At 61.9% G+C, this 15,013-nt stretch carries 11 protein-coding genes; 4 read left to right on the top strand and 7 right to left on the bottom strand.

Annotation, left to right across the window (positions count from 1 at the left end; all coding sequences use genetic code 11):
• The first annotated feature begins 34 nt into the window (after nt 1-34).
• Nucleotides 35-325 carry a hypothetical protein gene (locus tag ACWGKN_RS16115; RefSeq protein ID WP_035231606.1) on the top strand — a complete coding sequence of 97 codons (291 nt, stop codon included), beginning with the start codon at nt 35-37 and terminating at the stop codon, nt 323-325.
• A 75-nt stretch (nt 326-400) separates the two neighbouring features.
• Here ACWGKN_RS16115 and ACWGKN_RS16120 read toward each other — a convergent pair whose 3' ends face one another.
• The 7 genes from ACWGKN_RS16120 to ACWGKN_RS16150 all read right to left on the bottom strand — a co-directional run bounded on the left by ACWGKN_RS16120 (nt 401) and on the right by ACWGKN_RS16150 (nt 9,157).
• Complete coding sequence (locus ACWGKN_RS16120) at nt 401-1,111, bottom strand: ABC transporter ATP-binding protein (RefSeq protein ID WP_035231609.1); 711 nt, start codon at nt 1,109-1,111, stop codon at nt 401-403.
• The gene (locus ACWGKN_RS16125; protein WP_035231611.1) at nt 1,092-1,823 is read right to left on the bottom strand and encodes an ABC transporter ATP-binding protein; all 732 of its coding nucleotides are present in this window, start codon (nt 1,821-1,823) and stop codon (nt 1,092-1,094) included. The genes ACWGKN_RS16120 and ACWGKN_RS16125 overlap by 20 nt, the downstream gene beginning before the upstream one ends.
• Nucleotides 1,824-1,827: 4 nt before the next feature.
• Complete coding sequence (locus ACWGKN_RS16130) at nt 1,828-2,835, bottom strand: branched-chain amino acid ABC transporter permease (RefSeq protein WP_035231613.1); 1,008 nt, start codon at nt 2,833-2,835, stop codon at nt 1,828-1,830.
• A 184-nt stretch (nt 2,836-3,019) separates the two neighbouring features.
• Complete coding sequence (locus ACWGKN_RS16135) at nt 3,020-3,907, bottom strand: branched-chain amino acid ABC transporter permease (protein ID WP_452095628.1); 888 nt, start codon at nt 3,905-3,907, stop codon at nt 3,020-3,022.
• 157 nt (nt 3,908-4,064) lie between these two features.
• Nucleotides 4,065-5,297, bottom strand: a complete 1,233-nt coding sequence (locus tag ACWGKN_RS16140; RefSeq protein ID WP_035231619.1) for an ABC transporter substrate-binding protein — start codon at nt 5,295-5,297, stop codon at nt 4,065-4,067.
• 308 nt (nt 5,298-5,605) lie between these two features.
• On the bottom strand, nt 5,606-7,012 hold the full coding sequence (locus ACWGKN_RS16145; protein ID WP_035231621.1) for a sigma-54-dependent transcriptional regulator: 1,407 nt from the start codon (nt 7,010-7,012) through the stop codon (nt 5,606-5,608).
• A 24-nt stretch (nt 7,013-7,036) separates the two neighbouring features.
• A complete protein-coding gene (locus ACWGKN_RS16150) occupies nt 7,037-9,157 on the bottom strand; it encodes a cache domain-containing protein (protein WP_452095629.1) in 2,121 nt (706 codons plus the stop codon).
• Nucleotides 9,158-9,419: 262 nt separating this feature from the next.
• Between ACWGKN_RS16150 and ACWGKN_RS16155 the strand changes: the two genes are divergently transcribed.
• The 3 genes from ACWGKN_RS16155 (at nt 9,420) to ACWGKN_RS16165 (ending at nt 14,949) form a co-directional block, all read left to right on the top strand.
• Nucleotides 9,420-10,838 carry a sigma-54 interaction domain-containing protein gene (locus tag ACWGKN_RS16155; RefSeq protein ID WP_424253977.1) on the top strand — a complete coding sequence of 473 codons (1,419 nt, stop codon included), beginning with the start codon at nt 9,420-9,422 and terminating at the stop codon, nt 10,836-10,838.
• 195 nt (nt 10,839-11,033) lie between these two features.
• Nucleotides 11,034-11,459, top strand: coding sequence for a hypothetical protein (locus ACWGKN_RS16160; protein WP_035231623.1), 426 nt, complete (start codon nt 11,034-11,036; stop codon nt 11,457-11,459).
• 448 nt (nt 11,460-11,907) lie between these two features.
• Nucleotides 11,908-14,949: an NAD-glutamate dehydrogenase domain-containing protein gene (locus ACWGKN_RS16165; protein WP_452095631.1), complete on the top strand. Its 3,042-nt coding sequence runs from the start codon at nt 11,908-11,910 to the stop codon at nt 14,947-14,949.
• Nucleotides 14,950-15,013: the final 64 nt, after the last annotated feature.

Below are 15,013 nucleotides of genomic sequence, written 5' to 3' on the forward strand. Positions count from 1 at the left end.
TCGGGCGTTGATCGAGGATGGTTTGTCAGACTGTATGGCTTGCGGCACAACCCGCAACCTGCTGGATCATCATGATGAGAAGTTCATTCTTGGCAAGACTATCATAAATCGCCGGAACCTGCAGGAGCAACCGGCGGATTTCCTCTTCGATGCCGGCCAACGCTGGAGTGACGACGAAATCGACGGGAAGCCGGTCCGTCCCAATCCGGTCGAGGGTTATCCGGGGATCAGGCAGACCGGGGATCAGGAACAACAGGTTGCCGATTGCCCGGTCGGGCAGCGGAGTGCCATCTCGAGAGAATCCGAGGGCGAGGTTACGGAGTAATGCGCAGACTCAAGGGGAAGGTGACGCGCCGGCAACCGTGCCGCCTGCCAGCAGGCGGCACGGTGTTTGCGGGAATCAGATGCCGAGATAGGCCTTTTTGATATGGGGGTCGTCGATCAGCACATCCGCTTTCCCTTCCATCACCACCCGGCCGTGCTCGAGGACATAGCCGCGGTCGGAGAGGGACAGCGAATGGCGGACGTCCTGCTCGACCATCAGCACGGTGATGCCGTGGTCGGCGATCTGGCGGACGGTCTTGAAGATGTCCCTGATGAGGATCGGGGCGAGGCCGAGCGACGGTTCGTCGAGCATCAGCAGTTGCGGCTTGGCCATCAGGCCCCGGCCGATGGCCACCATCTGCTGCTCGCCGCCGGACAGTGTCATCGCCAGCTGGTTCTCCCGCTCGGCCAGGCGCGGCAGCAGTTCGTAGACCTCGGCCAGCGTCTTGTCGGTCTCGCCCCGGGCGCGGGAGTTGTAGGCGCCGACCAGCAGGTTGTCCTTGACCGACATCAGTGGGAACAGCCGCCGCCCCTCCGGGACGTGGACCACGCCGTGGGTGACGATGTTCTCCGGCGGCTCGGTGTGGATGGCGCGGCCCTCGAAGGTGATCCGCCCGGCACTCGGCTTCATCAGCCCGGAAATGACCCGTAACAGCGACGACTTGCCGGCGCCGTTGCCGCCGATGATGCTCACCACCTCTTTCTTTTCGACCTTCAGCGACAGCTCGAAGATGACCTGGACGTCGCCGTAGGACGCGTCGATTTTCTCAATTTCCAGCAGCGACATAATCCTCTCCCAGATAGGCCTTGATGACCGCTTCGTTGTTGGCGATTTCCTGCGGGGTCCCCTCGGCGATCTTCTTGCCGAACTGGATGACCACCACCCGGTCCGACAGGGCCATGATCGCCCGCATGATATGCTCGATGACGAAGATGGTGATACCGCGGTCGCGCAGCGCCTTGAAGATCTCGACCATCTCGTCGACCTCGTTGGGCCGCAGGCCGGCCATGACCTCGTCCAAGAGCAGCAGTTTGGGCTCGGTGGCCAGCGCCTTGGCGATCTCGAGGCGCTTGCGGTCGGCGATGGTCAGGTTGCCGGCGAGGATATCCTTCTTGTCGGCGAAGTTGAGCGATTCAAGGACCGCCAGCGCCTTGTCCTCGGCGATCTTGCGGCTGCCCGTGGTGACGAAGCTGGCCACGGTGACGTTGTAGAGGACGTTCTTCGAGGCGAAGGGCTTGACGATCTGGAAGGTCCGGGCCAGCCCCATCTTGCAGAGGTTCCAGGGCTTGTAGCCGTTGATCCGCTTGCCCTCGAAAGTGATCTGCCCGGAGGTGGGGGCAAAGGATCCGGCGATGCAGTTGAAGGCGGTCGACTTGCCGGCCCCGTTGGGGCCGATCAGCCCCAGGATCTGGCCCTTGTCGATGGTCAGGTCGAGGGCGTCGATGGCGCGCAGGCCGCCGAACTGCTTGGTCATTTTTTCTACGTGCAGCATGGACATGACGTTATCTCCCAAGGCTGGGTTGAGGGATCAGGCGGTTCAGCAGTGCCTGGTAGGCCCGGCTGATCGGCTCCTGGATGCCGCGCGGCTGGTAGAGCATGACGAAGATGAGCACCAGGCCGAAGATCACGAGATGAAGACCCGGCAGGGTGTCGCCGAAATAGATGCGGCAGAAGTCGCCCACCGGCCGGAGCAGCAGCGCTCCCAGGAGCGGCCCGACGATCGATCCCCGGCCGCCGATCAGGGCGATGAAGGCGATCTCGAATGACATGTCGAGGCTGATGATCGACTTGGGGTGGATGTAGAGGGAGAACTGGGCGTAGAAGGTCCCGGCCAGCGCGGTCAAAAACGAGCTGATCGCCATGGCGATCAGTTTGGCGCGGGCGACGTTGATCCCCAGGGCCATGGCCGCCTCCGGCTCCTCGCCGCCGGCCATCAGGTAGTAGCCGAGCTTGGCGCGGGAGATCAGGTAGGTGAGGAGCATGACGGCCAGCAGCATGATCAGGATGATGTAATAGTACGGTTCCTTGCTCGCGAACATGAAGCTGGCCAGGCCGGTCTCGAGTGGCGGGATCTGCAGGCCGCGCGGGCCGTTCAGCTTCAGCGGGCCGATATAGTCGATGTTCTCCACCATGACCCGGATGCCCTCGGCGAAGGCGATGGTGGCCAGGGCGAAGTAGGCCCCGCGCATCTTCAGGGTCGGCAGGCTGATGATCACCCCGACGATGGTGGCGAGCACGCCGCCCACCAGCATGCCGAGCCAGGGGCTCACCCCGTACTGCAGGGAGAGGATGGTCGAGGTATAGGCGCCGATGCCGACGAAGGCGGCATGGCCGAGCGGCAGGACCCCGGCGAAGCCGCCGACGATGTTCCAACTGGTGGTCAGATAGGCATAAAAGAACAGCAGGACGAGAATGTGGAGATAGGTGGCGCTGCGGATCACCAGCGGCAGCGCAAACGCTATCACCAGCAGGCCGGCGAGCATGATTTTGTTGATATGCTGATGCTTCATTGCATGAGTCCTCACGCGGGAAAAATTGACGGGGGCGGTCTCGGTCCGGGTTGCAGTCGTCCGCCGCCGCGTAGTAAGGGGCCGTTACGACGGTAGTGTAACAATGAACAAATTTATCTATTTCGTTACGGCCCCTTATGCCGCTTCGGCAAATGATGTGTTATTTCTAATACTTGTACAACGGCTACCAGTCGTGTTTCTGCCCGAAGAGTCCGGAGGGCTTGACGAACAGAACAATCAGGAACAGGCCGTAGACGATGGCCTCGGTCCAGGTGGCGGTCATGAACTGCGGCCCCACCGATTCGATCAGGCCGACGATGATGCCGCCGAGCAGGGCGCCGCTGATCGAGCCGAGTCCGCCGAGCACGACGATGATGAAGCCCTTGATGTCAAACAGGACGCCGACGGTCGGAAAGACGTTGTTGAACGGGATGAGGGCCACGGCGGCGATTCCGGTGGTGGCGGCGCCGATGCCGAAGGCGACGTTGTAGATGCGGTACTGGTTGATGCCCATCAGGCTCGCCGCCTCGCGGTCCATGCTGGTGGCCCGGATGGCCCGGCCCATGATGGTTTTCTGCATGAAAAGGTGAATGGCGGCGGCGGTGACGAGGGCGATGATGAAGCCGTAGAATTTAGGGGCCGAGATGAACATCGAGCCCAGCTCGAACATCTGCCCCTGCAGCGGGTTGGCGGTGAGGGAGCGGTACTGCGGGCCGAACACGAGGAGGGTGAGGTTGTCGAGAATATACCAGATCCCGGTGGTGACGATGATGACCGTGATCGGTTCGCGGACATTTTTTTCGGCGATGAAGATCGGTTTGATGACAATGTTCTGCAGGGCGTAGCCGAAGGCGAACATCACCGGGATGACGATGGCCAGCGCCAGGTAGGGGTGGACGCCGGTCAGGGTGATGGCCCAGTAGGCGGCGTACATCCCGACCATGAGCAGCGAGCCGTGGGCGAAGTTGATGACCTTGAGGACCCCGAAGATGATGGTCAGACCCATGGCGGTGAGGCCGTAGATCGATCCCATGAGAATACCGTTGATCATGTCCTCGATGACGTAGAGCATTGTAACCTCCCTGACACCCCACAAGGGGGTATAAGTACCTTCACGAAATTCGTTTCAAAAAAACAAGAAACGAATTTCTAAGGTACTGAAGTGCCGAAAAAGCGGCAGGCGGACAACCGTGGGGAATCCGCCTGCCGGAGTCAGTTGCCGCTGTCCCTTACTTGTTGGCTGGGAAGACCGGGGTGTAGCCGGCGCGACGGGCGTTCTTCGGCCAGATGGTGACCCGCTCGAGGCCCTGGCCGAGGTCGGCGACCTGGACGATGACCGGGGAGGCGTTCTCGTTCTGGCCGGAGGCGTCGAACTTGACCGCGTCGTAGCCGACGATCATCCCCGGGCCGTCGGTCAGGTTGGTGGCGGCCAGGGCCTCGCGGATCTTGGCGGGCTCGAGCGAGCCGGCACGCTCCAGGGCGTCCTTCAGGACATACATGGCGAGGTAGGCGTCGACCGCTTCGCCGGTCAGGTTGTAGCCGTTCTTGGCCTTGAATTTGTCGTTGGCCTCCTTGGCGCCCGGCTTGTTGACATCGGTCTCCCACTCGACGATGTCGAAGAGATTTTCGGCGTTCTTGCCGACGGCCTTCATGAAGGACGGGTCGGCATGGCCGCCGCCGGAGGCGACGATCGCCTTCAACTTCACCTTATACTCGGCGATGGTGTTGGTAAGGAGGATGGCGTCGGCGGCGTTTGAGACCAGCATCAGCACATCGGGGTTGGCCCGGCGGATCTTCTGGACGACCGGGCTGAGGTCGGTGGCGGTGGAGGGATACGGTTCGTCGAGCACAACCGTGTAGCCGTTTTCCTCGGCAAGCTTTTTCCACTGGGTGGCGAAGCCCTTGCCCCAATCGCCGTTCTCATAGACGAAGGCCAGCTTCTCTACCTTGGTGCCGAACTCGTCCTGCATGTCCTTGAGGAAGGAGAACTGATCGCGGGTCCACCAGGAGTCCTTGGCGGCGATGCGGAAGACGTTCTTGAAGCCCTGCTCGGTGATCTTGTCGGCGACGGAGACCGGCACGATGAAGGGAATGCCGTAGCGTTCGGCCACCGCGGTGGTCGGGTAGGTGACGGCGCTGTTCCAGCAGCCGGTGAGGACATGGACCTTCTCGGTGTTGATCAGCCGTTCGGCCTCGGCCACGCCCTTCTCGGGTTTGGACTCGGAGTCGGCGTAGATCAGCTCCAGCTTCATCCCGCCCAGCGACTTGATGCCGCCGGCGGCGTTGATCTCTTCGACCGCCATCTCGCGGGCCGCCTTGCCCTGCTGGCCGAGGGTCGCGGAGGGGCCGGACATCGGTTCGATGTTGCCGATTTTCACGGTGTTGGCCTGGGCCAGGCCGAACGAGCCCAGCGCCAGGGAAAGGGCGACGGCGGGGAGGGTCAATCTGCTCAGTACGTTCATGCGGTCCTCTCGGTGAATGTTGGAAAAGTTTCCATTGCGCCAAGGCAATGGCGGGCGTCTCGAGGCTTTGTTACCAATTTGCGTGCCAGGGAATGAAGCTGTCAACGGTCAGCGGTCAGCATGCAGCAAAACGAGCTGCCAGCGATCAGCGGTCAGCATTCAGCGTATCCGTGCCTGGGAGGGATTTGGGGGTGGGAGAAGGGGTGTGTCAACCGGGAGGTCAACCACAGTTGACTGTGTCAACATTGATTGACACGGCACCGTGGCGATTGAGCTTGTCTGGAAAAAACGGGATATTACGCTGATTGCTAATTCTTCTTCTTCAATCTCTTATTCAGCGCCTGCCGTGAGATGCCCAGCAGCCGGGCGGCCTGGCTCTGGTTGTTGTCGGTGGTGGCCAGGGCCTCGCCGACAGCGAACTCGGTGAGTTCCTCGAGGGTCGGGAAGCGGCCGAAGAGGGCGGCGAGGGACGCCGCTTCAATCGGCGCGGCGGTTGCGCCGGGAGAGCGGCCGGTCAATCGTTCGGCGATGAGGTTTTCGGTGATCAGCCCCTGATCGCAGCGGGCGACGGCATCGGCGATGTAGGCCTTGAGCTCGCGGATATTGCCCCAGAACGGGTGGTTCATGAGCAGGGCCATGGCCCGGTCGCTGACCGCCGGCGTCTTCCTGTTCATCGCGGCGGCGGCCTCGGCGGCGAGGAAATCGACCAGGGCCGGGATGTCTTCCCGCCGCTCGCGCAGGGGCGGAAGGCGGATCAGGTGGGTGGAGAGCCGGTAGTAGAGATCCATGCGGAACTCGCCGTCCTGGCCCGCCAGCATGGTGAGGTCCTTGTTGGCGGCGGTGACGATCCGGGCCTGGCACTGCTTGGGCCTGTCGGAACCCAGCGGATAGTAGATGTTCTCCTGGAGCAGCCGCAGCAGCTTGACCTGGGAGACCTCGCTGAGATCGCCGATCTCGTCCAGGAAAATCGTGCCGCCGGTCGCCTTTTCGACGAGGCCGGAGCGCGCTCCCTCCGCCCCGGTATAGGCGCCCTTGACGTGGCCGAAGAGGGTGTCGGAAAAGAGCGTGTCGTCGAGCCCCGAGACATCGACCGCCACGTACTCGCCGGAGACCCCGCTGATGTCGTGGATGGCCCTGGCGATCAATTCCTTGCCCGAGCCGGTCTCACCCAGGATCAGGGCCGGCATGCCGCTGGCGGCGATCGATTCGATATACTGGAAGATCGAGAGCATGGCCGGGTTCCGGGTGACGATCCGGTCGAAGGCAGGATGCCTTCTGCCGGTGGCGGTGAAGGAGATGCCCTTCAGCGACATCACCTCGTTGCGCAGCAGGCTGATTTCCAGGGCGTTGCGCAGGGCCGAGCTGAACATCTTCAGGTCGATGGGTTTGACCAGATAGTCGTGGGCCCCGAGCCGCAGACACTCCACCGCGGTCTCGATCTCCGAATTGGCGGTGATGATGATCACCGGCACCTGGGGATGCTTGACCTTCAGCTGGCGCAGCACGTCCTGCCCGGTCATGTAGGGCATGTTCAGGTCGAGGAAGACGATGGGTGACTGCATGGTGGTCAGGCGGGCGCAGACACGTCGGTTGTCGTTTTCGGTGACCACGTGCCTGATGCCCATGGAGGTGAGCAGCAGGCTGTAGGCGTCAAGCTCCGACTGCTCGTCGTCGACCAGGAGGATATGGCAGTTTTTCAGTTCTGTGGAGATCATGTTTCGAACTATAAGGTGACCGTTTTATTTCATCTTCTTAAGTGTAATCGAGAACTTCGCTCCGTTCTGCGTATTTTCAGCCTTGATATCGCCCTCCATCTCCTTCTCGACGATCATCTTCGACATGTAGAGGCCGAGGCCGGTGCCGGAGGAGGTCCCTTTGGTAGTATAATAGGGATTGAAGATATTTGGCAGCAGATGTTCCGGAATGCCGCCGCCGCTGTCGGCGATCTCGATGATCGCCGCCCCGGCGGTCTGCGACACGGCAATGTCGATGAAGCGGTCGGCTGCGCCCGGTTGCCGCTCGTCGTGGTCGAGGATGGCGTCCTTGGCGTTGGCCAGGATATTGACCAGGACGTGGATGAACTCGCCCTGGTAGCCGAACACCAGCAGCGAACTGGTGTCGGTCCGATTGGTGACGGTGAGGTTGATGCGGTTGTGGCGCATCTGAGCCTCCATCAGCTTGACGGCGTTGATCACCGCCTCGAGGATGTCCACCGGCCCCTTGGTCTTCGAGGGCTTGAAGAAGTTGCGGAAGTTGTCGATGGTCTTCGACATGAAGGCGATCTGGTCGGTCGCCCCCGACACCACCCGCTCGATCACCTCCTTGGTCAGCATGCCGCTGTAGTGGGCGGCCTGGAGGCTGGAGATGTAGGTGGAGAGGGTGTTGAGCGGCTGGCGCCACTGGTGGGCGATGGCCGCCAGCATCTCGCCCACCGCCGCCATCTTCTGGGCCTGCATCAGCTGCATCTCGGCGTCGACCCGCTTGCTGATGTCACGGATCGACGACAGCACCAGATCGCGATCGTTGAGGGTGAAGCTGGTCAGCCCGACGGAGGCCGGAAACTCCATGCCATCGGCCCGGACGAAGGACCAGCGGAACACGTTCTGCTTGCCGTTGCGCGAATCGCGGAGGATCTCGGCCAGGCGTTCGCTGCTCTTGACTCCGTCGGGCTGCAGCTCCGGTGAGCAGTCGAGGATGGTCTTTTTCAGCAGTTCCTCCCGCGGCAGGCCGAACATCTCCACCGCCTTCTCGTTGCATTCGACATAGGCCAGATCGTTGCTGATCAGGATCGCGTCGTTGGCGACGTTGAACAGGGTCTTGTAATAGGTCTCGACCTCCATCCGTTTGGTGATGTTCCATTCGAGGTCGCGGCTGATGCCGTGCAGTTCCTCCTGATGCTGCTGCACCGCCGTGCTGTAGCGCCGGCTGAAGAGAAAGATGACGGCGCTGCCGGCGGAGAGGGCCAGCAGGACCATCAGCAGCAGAAAGCCGAGGACGCGCAGGACGATCTCCATGGCAAAGACCATGGTGGTCTTGCGGGTCAGCGAATAGGCCTCCTCGCGGGGCACGGTGATGCACAGGAACCAGTCGGAGCCGGTAATCTGCTTGAACGACAGGAGGTTGTCCCGGCCGTCTGCACCCCGGTAGGAGATCGTCCCGACCCGGTCGTGCTCGAAGGAACCGACCTTGCCGTTAAGGGCCGGCTCGATCCGCTGCAACTTGGCCCGCATGATGTAGCTCTTTTCCGGGTGGACGATGATGGTGCCGCTCTTCTCGACGATGAAGGCGAAGCCCGATTCGCTCTGCTTGTAGTTGAGGACGTTGGCCACCAGGGTGTCGAGCACCGTGTCGGCCCCCATGACCCCGATGAATTTCCCGTCAACGGTCAGAGGTTTCACCAGGGCGATGACCAGTTCGTTGGTCACCATATCCACATAGGGGGTGGTGAAACTCATGGCCCCGGCCTCTATCCCCCGTCTGTACCACGGCCGGTCGCGAGGATCGTAGTGGGCGGGCGGGGTCCAGCGGGCGCCGTCGATGAGTCTGCCGTCCGGGGTGCCGATATAGACGTCGGTGAAATGACCGGCCTGCATCGCCATGTCGAGAAGCTGAAAGGTCTGCGGGTCGTCGCTGAGATTCACCCGGGAAACGGCGACGACGGCGGCTTCGAGGATCTTCATCTGCTGATTGAGCCAGATTTCCACGGTATTGACCGCCTTGCCCGCCATCTCCTCCTGCTGGGCGATGACGGTCCTCTCCACCACATGCTGGGTGATCCGGTAATTGACGAAGGTGGCGACGAGGATAACGATCGCGCAGCCGGCGACGACGAGAAGCGTCTTTCTGATCGGGTATTTCATGGAAACCTGTTGCGGAATGGCCAAAGGGCCTTATGCCAGTAAACCTTACTTTTGGCGCGAAAGAAAGGGTCGATCTTCCTTTTTCGGCACCGGCGAAGATGCAATATTGACGCCAGCAGGCGACGGGTCGTTTGTCGCGGCCAGCAGCTTGCGGCATGCGAATTGCTACCCCGTTCTCGATATGGTACTTTCATCGCGGTCTCCGGGGAGATGCCGCAAGCGCTCCCGCCCTGCAGGAATTTTTCGAATCGGAGGTATGGCCATGTCTGCCAAGAACACGATTGACGAACGGTCCTACGAGTACCTGGTTCGTCAGTTCGAAACCATTTTTCACTCCTCCTCCGACGGCATCTGGGTCTGCGACGGCAACGGCGTGGTGATCAATATCAACCGGGCCTCGGAGACTCTGAACGGCATCCGGGCCGAGGACGTCATCGGCCACAACATCAAGGACCTGGTGGCGCGCAAGGTCTTCGACCACTCGGTGACGACGCGGGTCATGGCCACCGGCCGGCGTCAGACGGTGATGCAGTTCATCCCCAAGACCGGCAAGTACCTGCTTTCGACCGGCACCCCTTCGCTCACCGAAGACGGGCGGATCGCCCTCATCGTCGTCAACGAGCGGGACATGACCGAATTGAACACCCTGCGTCAGGAATTCGAGAAGAGCCAGCAGGTTAGGGAGAAATACCGGCAGGAGCTTTCCGATATCAGCCTGCTCGAACTCGAGCGCAACGACATCGTCGCCGAGAGCGCGGCAATGCGGCGCATCCTGCAGATGGCCCTGAAACTTTCCCACATCGGCGCCTCCAATATCCTGGTGCTGGGCGAGTCGGGGACCGGCAAGGGGCTGCTCGCCCGGCTCATTCACAAGAACAGCGCCCGCCACACCCATCCGCTGGTGGAAATCAACTGCGCCGCCCTGCCGGAGAACCTGCTCGAGGCGGAACTGTTCGGGTATCAGAAGGGGGCGTTCACCGGTGCTGATGAAAAGGGCAAGATCGGCCTCTTCGAACTGGCCCAGGGGGGCACCCTTTTTCTCGACGAGATCGGCGACATGCCGCTGCCGTTGCAGGCCAAGCTTCTGAAATACCTCGATAACAAGGAGATCCGTCGGGTCGGGGGTACCCGGTCCATCAAGGTGGACTGTGCCACCATCGCCGCCACCAACAAGGACCTGAAGACCCTCGTCGCCGCAAGGGCCTTCCGCCAGGATCTCTATTACCGGCTGAACTCCTTCATCCTCCAGCTGCCGCCCCTGCGGGAGAGGCGCGAGGACATCGCCGGCCTCGTCCGCTTCTGCCTCGGCGAGGCCAACCGCACCTACAACTGCGCCAGGACCATCAGCCCGCGGGCCATGCGTTCCCTGCAGGAATACCGCTTTCCCGGCAATGTCAGGGAGCTGCGCAACATCATCGAAAATGCCGTGGTCATGGCCAACGACGATCAGATCACCGAATTCATCCTGGCGAGCATCGACGAACAGGATCCGGGCGGTCTTGAATCCTTCCCCAGGCCGGCGGCGACAGGGGAAGGCCTGGCCGGCAAGCTGCAGGCGTACGAGAAGGAGCTGCTGCTGGAGGCGAGAAGGCGGTGCCGGACCACCCGCGAGGCTGCCCGCCGGCTTGGCATCAGTCAGCCCTCGGTGGTACGGAAGTACAAGCAGTACCAGATTGGCTGATAGCTGATAGCCGGCACATTGCCCCTCCCCCCAATCGTGTTTATCCTGATGATTAAGCCTGACAAGACAGCCACCGCTGCCCGGAGGGCGGCCGCGGCCGTCACAGGATTACTGCAGGTCCTTTCACCTAACGATTGTCTTGATCCTGCCGGGTTTGACCGCGCGGCAGGAGGAGAAAACAGAAGGAGGACTGTTATGAAGGATACATCCAGCATACATCAGCAGGTTCAGTCGCTCTGCGACTGCTTCGCCACGACCGATCCCCTGAAGGAGATGTCCAATATCGCTCTGGCTCCCGAGTCCCAGGAAGCGGCCCTGAAATGGATCGCGCTCGCCGTCCTGCACGGCATCAACAACAACGCCGAGAAAATTGCCCTGGTCTCGACCAAGGACGGCAAGGTCAAGGTGACCGCCGAATACCGCACTGCCGAACTGCCGTCTCCCGGCGCCGATGTCGGCAAAAAGATCGTCGAGGCGATCCGGGAAATGACCCATATCGAGAAGGATAAAGGAAAGGTGGCGCTCGCTTTCGGCTTCCGCAACAACAGTATGGAGCTGAAGATCAAGGCGCGCCATGAGGGCGACGACGACAAGATCACCATCAGCTTCCCGGAAACCTGAGTCTTCTTCCAATCCTTCAGCACCGGCGGCCGCCGACGGGCGCCCACGAGCCCAATATCGGCCGCCGGTCTCACTTCGTGGTTCGTAACCGCCTGCAATTCCCTTTTTCGGCGCGCACCCTGGTTCCCGGCAGTATCGCGGCCTAGATCCGGCAATGAATCATGCTGGATTTCTTCTTTTGCAAATCATAACATATATATCCAACACTGTTGCGATTTATGGATGGATCGAAAACAGGTCCCATGGATAAAGAAATCCGGGGTTTGATCCGTTTTCTGATCAACGTCTTGGCCGGTTGCTTGCAAAAAAACTCTATCTGTCTGTGATAGCTGCATATTATCTTCTCTGACCATGTGGTCCGCTATTTGCTTTCAGCTGCTCGAGGTGCATTTGAACCGTTGTGTTGGGGGAAGGAGCTAGCCAATAAGCAGCAGAGCGAGGTGACGACATGGCAGACAGCGCGCACAGTCGGGTGATTGCCGAGATTCAGAACATCCTGGGGAAAAGCATCGAGATGGCGGAGGCGAACCTCGGCTGGCTGCAGACCAGGATGCATCCCTATTTCTTTTCCTGCAACAGCGAAGATGTCGAGGCGGTGTCGGTTCTCGCCGCCGACCTGCATCTCCTCGAACGCAACCGGCGGTTCATCCTGGCCGACAACGACCGCAACCTGATTATCGCCCAGCTCGGGGTGCCGGGGGCCGTGCATGACGCCCTGCGGTCCCTGCCGGAGAAGTCGATCGCCTATGCCCAGATCCACACCTCCTACGGCAACGTGCCGAGAACCGAGTACCCGCTCGAGGTGCTGGAGTTTTCCTTCGCCGATGGGACCGGCCCGTTGCCGACGGCCGCCGTGGCCGATAACGTGCCTGCGGATCTGGTGCTGGCGGTGCAGGAGGAGGCGGGGGCCCGGTACCAGGATTTTCCGGTCGATGAGGTGGCCCCTCTGCTCCGGCTCCTGTGGCACAACAATCCGAAATACGTCCGGACCTCGCCGCCGGTCCGGATCGCCCGGCTGTTGCGGCTCTTCTCCCGCTGCCGGTCGCTCGGCGGGATCAGTCTGGCGGTGGAGCAGGGCAAGGGGATCGGCAGGCCGGAATCGCGGTTGCTGTTCGGTGTCGCCAATCCGCCCGACCGCAGGTACCTGCTGCAGATCATCGACGCCTTCCGCCGCCTGAGCCTGACTGTCCAGCGCTCCTACTGCCTGACCGTCCATGACGGCGACTACCCCTACTTCCTCGCGACGTTTTACGTCACCACCGAAGACGGCGGGCTGGTCGCCGAGGACAGCCCGCTGTTCCAGCAACTGCGGGCGGAGATGTACACCACCCAGGTGATGCCGATGACCTCGCTCACCTACGACCAGATGATCGCCAACGGGATGGTCGGCGGCCCGGACGGCTCGCTGATCCGCGCCTTCATCGGTTTCTGCCACACCAGCCTCGCCCATACCCACCCGGACAGCTACGATCTGGAAGGGGTGGCGCGGGCGTTCCACAACCATCCGGAAATCACCCTGCAATTGGTGCGGCTCTTTCATGCCCGCTTCGACCCGGAGGCCGATGCCGATGGCTATCCCGCGGTGCTGGCCGAGACAGAGGCGCTGGTCGAGGATTTCAATACCGGCCGCCGGTTTCTCGACGAGTTCCGCCGGGCCATCTTCCGCTGCGGTCTGCTGATGGTCAGGCACACGCTCAAGACCAACTTCTTCATCGCCGAGAAACGGACGCTCGCCTTCCGCCTCGACCCGGCCTACCTCGAGGCGCTGGGGAGTGATTTCACCAATGATCTGCCCGTCGACCGGCCGTTCCGGGTGACGTATTTCTCCAGCCGCTACGGCGCCGCCTACCACATCGGTTTTTCCGACATCGCCCGCGGCGGCTGGCGGACGGTGCTCACCCAGGGGCGGGACGACTACGTGACCGCCGCCAACAGTCTGTTCCGCGAGACCTACGTCCTGGCTCACACCCAGCACCTGAAGAACAAGGACATCTACGAGGGCGGCTCGAAGCTGGTGGCGGTGCTGGAGGCGGACGAGGGGCTCGATGGCGGGCGGCTGCGGCAGCAGCTCCATTTCCTGCAGTACGGGCTGCTCTCCGGTTTTCTCGATCTCTTCGTGACCCGTGACGGCCGGGCCGCCGACCCCCGCATCGTCGACTATTACGGCGAAGATGAGCCGATCGAACTCGGTCCGGACGAGAACATGCACGACCAGATGATCGAGCTGGTGGCCCGCGAGGCGGTGCGCCGCGGCTACATTCTCGGCGCCGGGATCATGTCGAGCAAGCGGGTGGGGATCAACCACAAGGAATACGGGGTCACCTCGACCGGCGTGGTCCGCTTTGCCGAGGTCTGCATGGCCACCGTCGGCATCGACATGGCCCGCGATCCCTTCCGGGTGATCTTCACCGGCGGGCCGAACGGCGACGTGGCCGGCAACTGCATGCATATCCTCCTGAACCGCTGCGCCAACGTCGCCATCCCCCTCATCGTCGACGGCACGGCGGCAGTCCATGATCCGCAGGGCGTCGATCACGCGGCACTGCGGGCGATCCTCCTCAAGGACGATCTCGCCGCCTTCGACCCGGCGGCCCTCCATGTCGGCGGCTTCATGCTCTACCGGGGCGCTACCCGCCGCCAGGGCATGCAGGAGCTGTTCAGAAAGGTGAGGCAGACTCCCGAGGGCCTAGTCGAATCCTGGATCGTCAACGACGAGTTCTACAAGGAGTACAACGACCTGATCTTCGAGGTGCCGGCCGACCTCTTCATTCCCGCCGGCGGCCGGCCGGAGACGGTGGACGGCGGCAACTGGCGGCGCTTGTTCGACGACGCCGGAAGGCCCAGGTGCCGGGTGATCGTCGAGGGGGCCAACTCGTACATCACCCCGGAGGCCCGGCAGAACCTGCAGCGGGGCGGAGTGATCCTCATGCGCGATGCCTCGGCCAATAAATGCGGCGTCATCTCCTCATCCTACGAGATCATCGCCAATCTCATGCTGAGCGACGAGGAATTTCTCGACCACAAGGAGGAGTATGTCGCCGATGTCCTGGCGATCCTGGAAAAACGGGCGGAGGAGGAGGCCAGGGTGATCCTGGCGCGGCACCGCCAGGCGGGCGGGGCGCTGCTCTACACCGAGATCACCGGCGAGATCAGCGCCGAGATCAACGGCTGCTACGCCCGGTTGTTCGCGTATTTACAGGCCCATCCCGAGGTCGGCGACCGGCCGCTCTACCGCCGGGCCATCCTCGATCATCTGCCGGCGATGCTGGCGCGGGAGGGTAGCCCCTTCCGGACTCGGGTCGACCGGTTGCCGGATAAGATCAAATACGCCATCCTGGCCGGGGAGATCGCCTCATCGCTCGTCTACCATGCCGACCGCGACCAGGCCTTCCTGGAGTCGGTGGAGGGGCACCTGCGGCGGCGGGAGAAACTGCATCATGATTCGAATGTGGATCAAGGCCTCCTTCAACCATCCGGTATCAGGGGATAAAGGGTAGCATGAGCGGCTGATCCTATAATGGATCATATTCAATATCTTGAATTTAAATGATAAT

The organism is Desulfoprunum sp., assembly GCF_053613775.1.

Bases quoted from the DNA above. Each gene is read 5' to 3' on its own strand.
- ACWGKN_RS16115 (WP_035231606.1), top strand. From the start codon at position 35: ATGGCTTGCGGCACAACCCGCAACCTGCTGGATCATCATGATGAGAAG.
- ACWGKN_RS16120 (WP_035231609.1), bottom strand. From the start codon at position 1,111: ATGTCGCTGCTGGAAATTGAGAAAATCGACGCGTCCTACGGCGACGTC.
- ACWGKN_RS16125 (WP_035231611.1), bottom strand. From the start codon at position 1,823: ATGTCCATGCTGCACGTAGAAAAAATGACCAAGCAGTTCGGCGGCCTG.
- ACWGKN_RS16130 (WP_035231613.1), bottom strand. From the start codon at position 2,835: ATGAAGCATCAGCATATCAACAAAATCATGCTCGCCGGCCTGCTGGTG.
- ACWGKN_RS16135 (WP_452095628.1), bottom strand. From the start codon at position 3,907: ATGCTCTACGTCATCGAGGACATGATCAACGGTATTCTCATGGGATCG.
- ACWGKN_RS16140 (WP_035231619.1), bottom strand. From the start codon at position 5,297: ATGAACGTACTGAGCAGATTGACCCTCCCCGCCGTCGCCCTTTCCCTG.
- ACWGKN_RS16145 (WP_035231621.1), bottom strand. From the start codon at position 7,012: ATGATCTCCACAGAACTGAAAAACTGCCATATCCTCCTGGTCGACGAC.
- ACWGKN_RS16150 (WP_452095629.1), bottom strand. From the start codon at position 9,157: ATGAAATACCCGATCAGAAAGACGCTTCTCGTCGTCGCCGGCTGCGCG.
- ACWGKN_RS16155 (WP_424253977.1), top strand. From the start codon at position 9,420: ATGTCTGCCAAGAACACGATTGACGAACGGTCCTACGAGTACCTGGTT.
- ACWGKN_RS16160 (WP_035231623.1), top strand. From the start codon at position 11,034: ATGAAGGATACATCCAGCATACATCAGCAGGTTCAGTCGCTCTGCGAC.
- ACWGKN_RS16165 (WP_452095631.1), top strand. From the start codon at position 11,908: ATGGCAGACAGCGCGCACAGTCGGGTGATTGCCGAGATTCAGAACATC.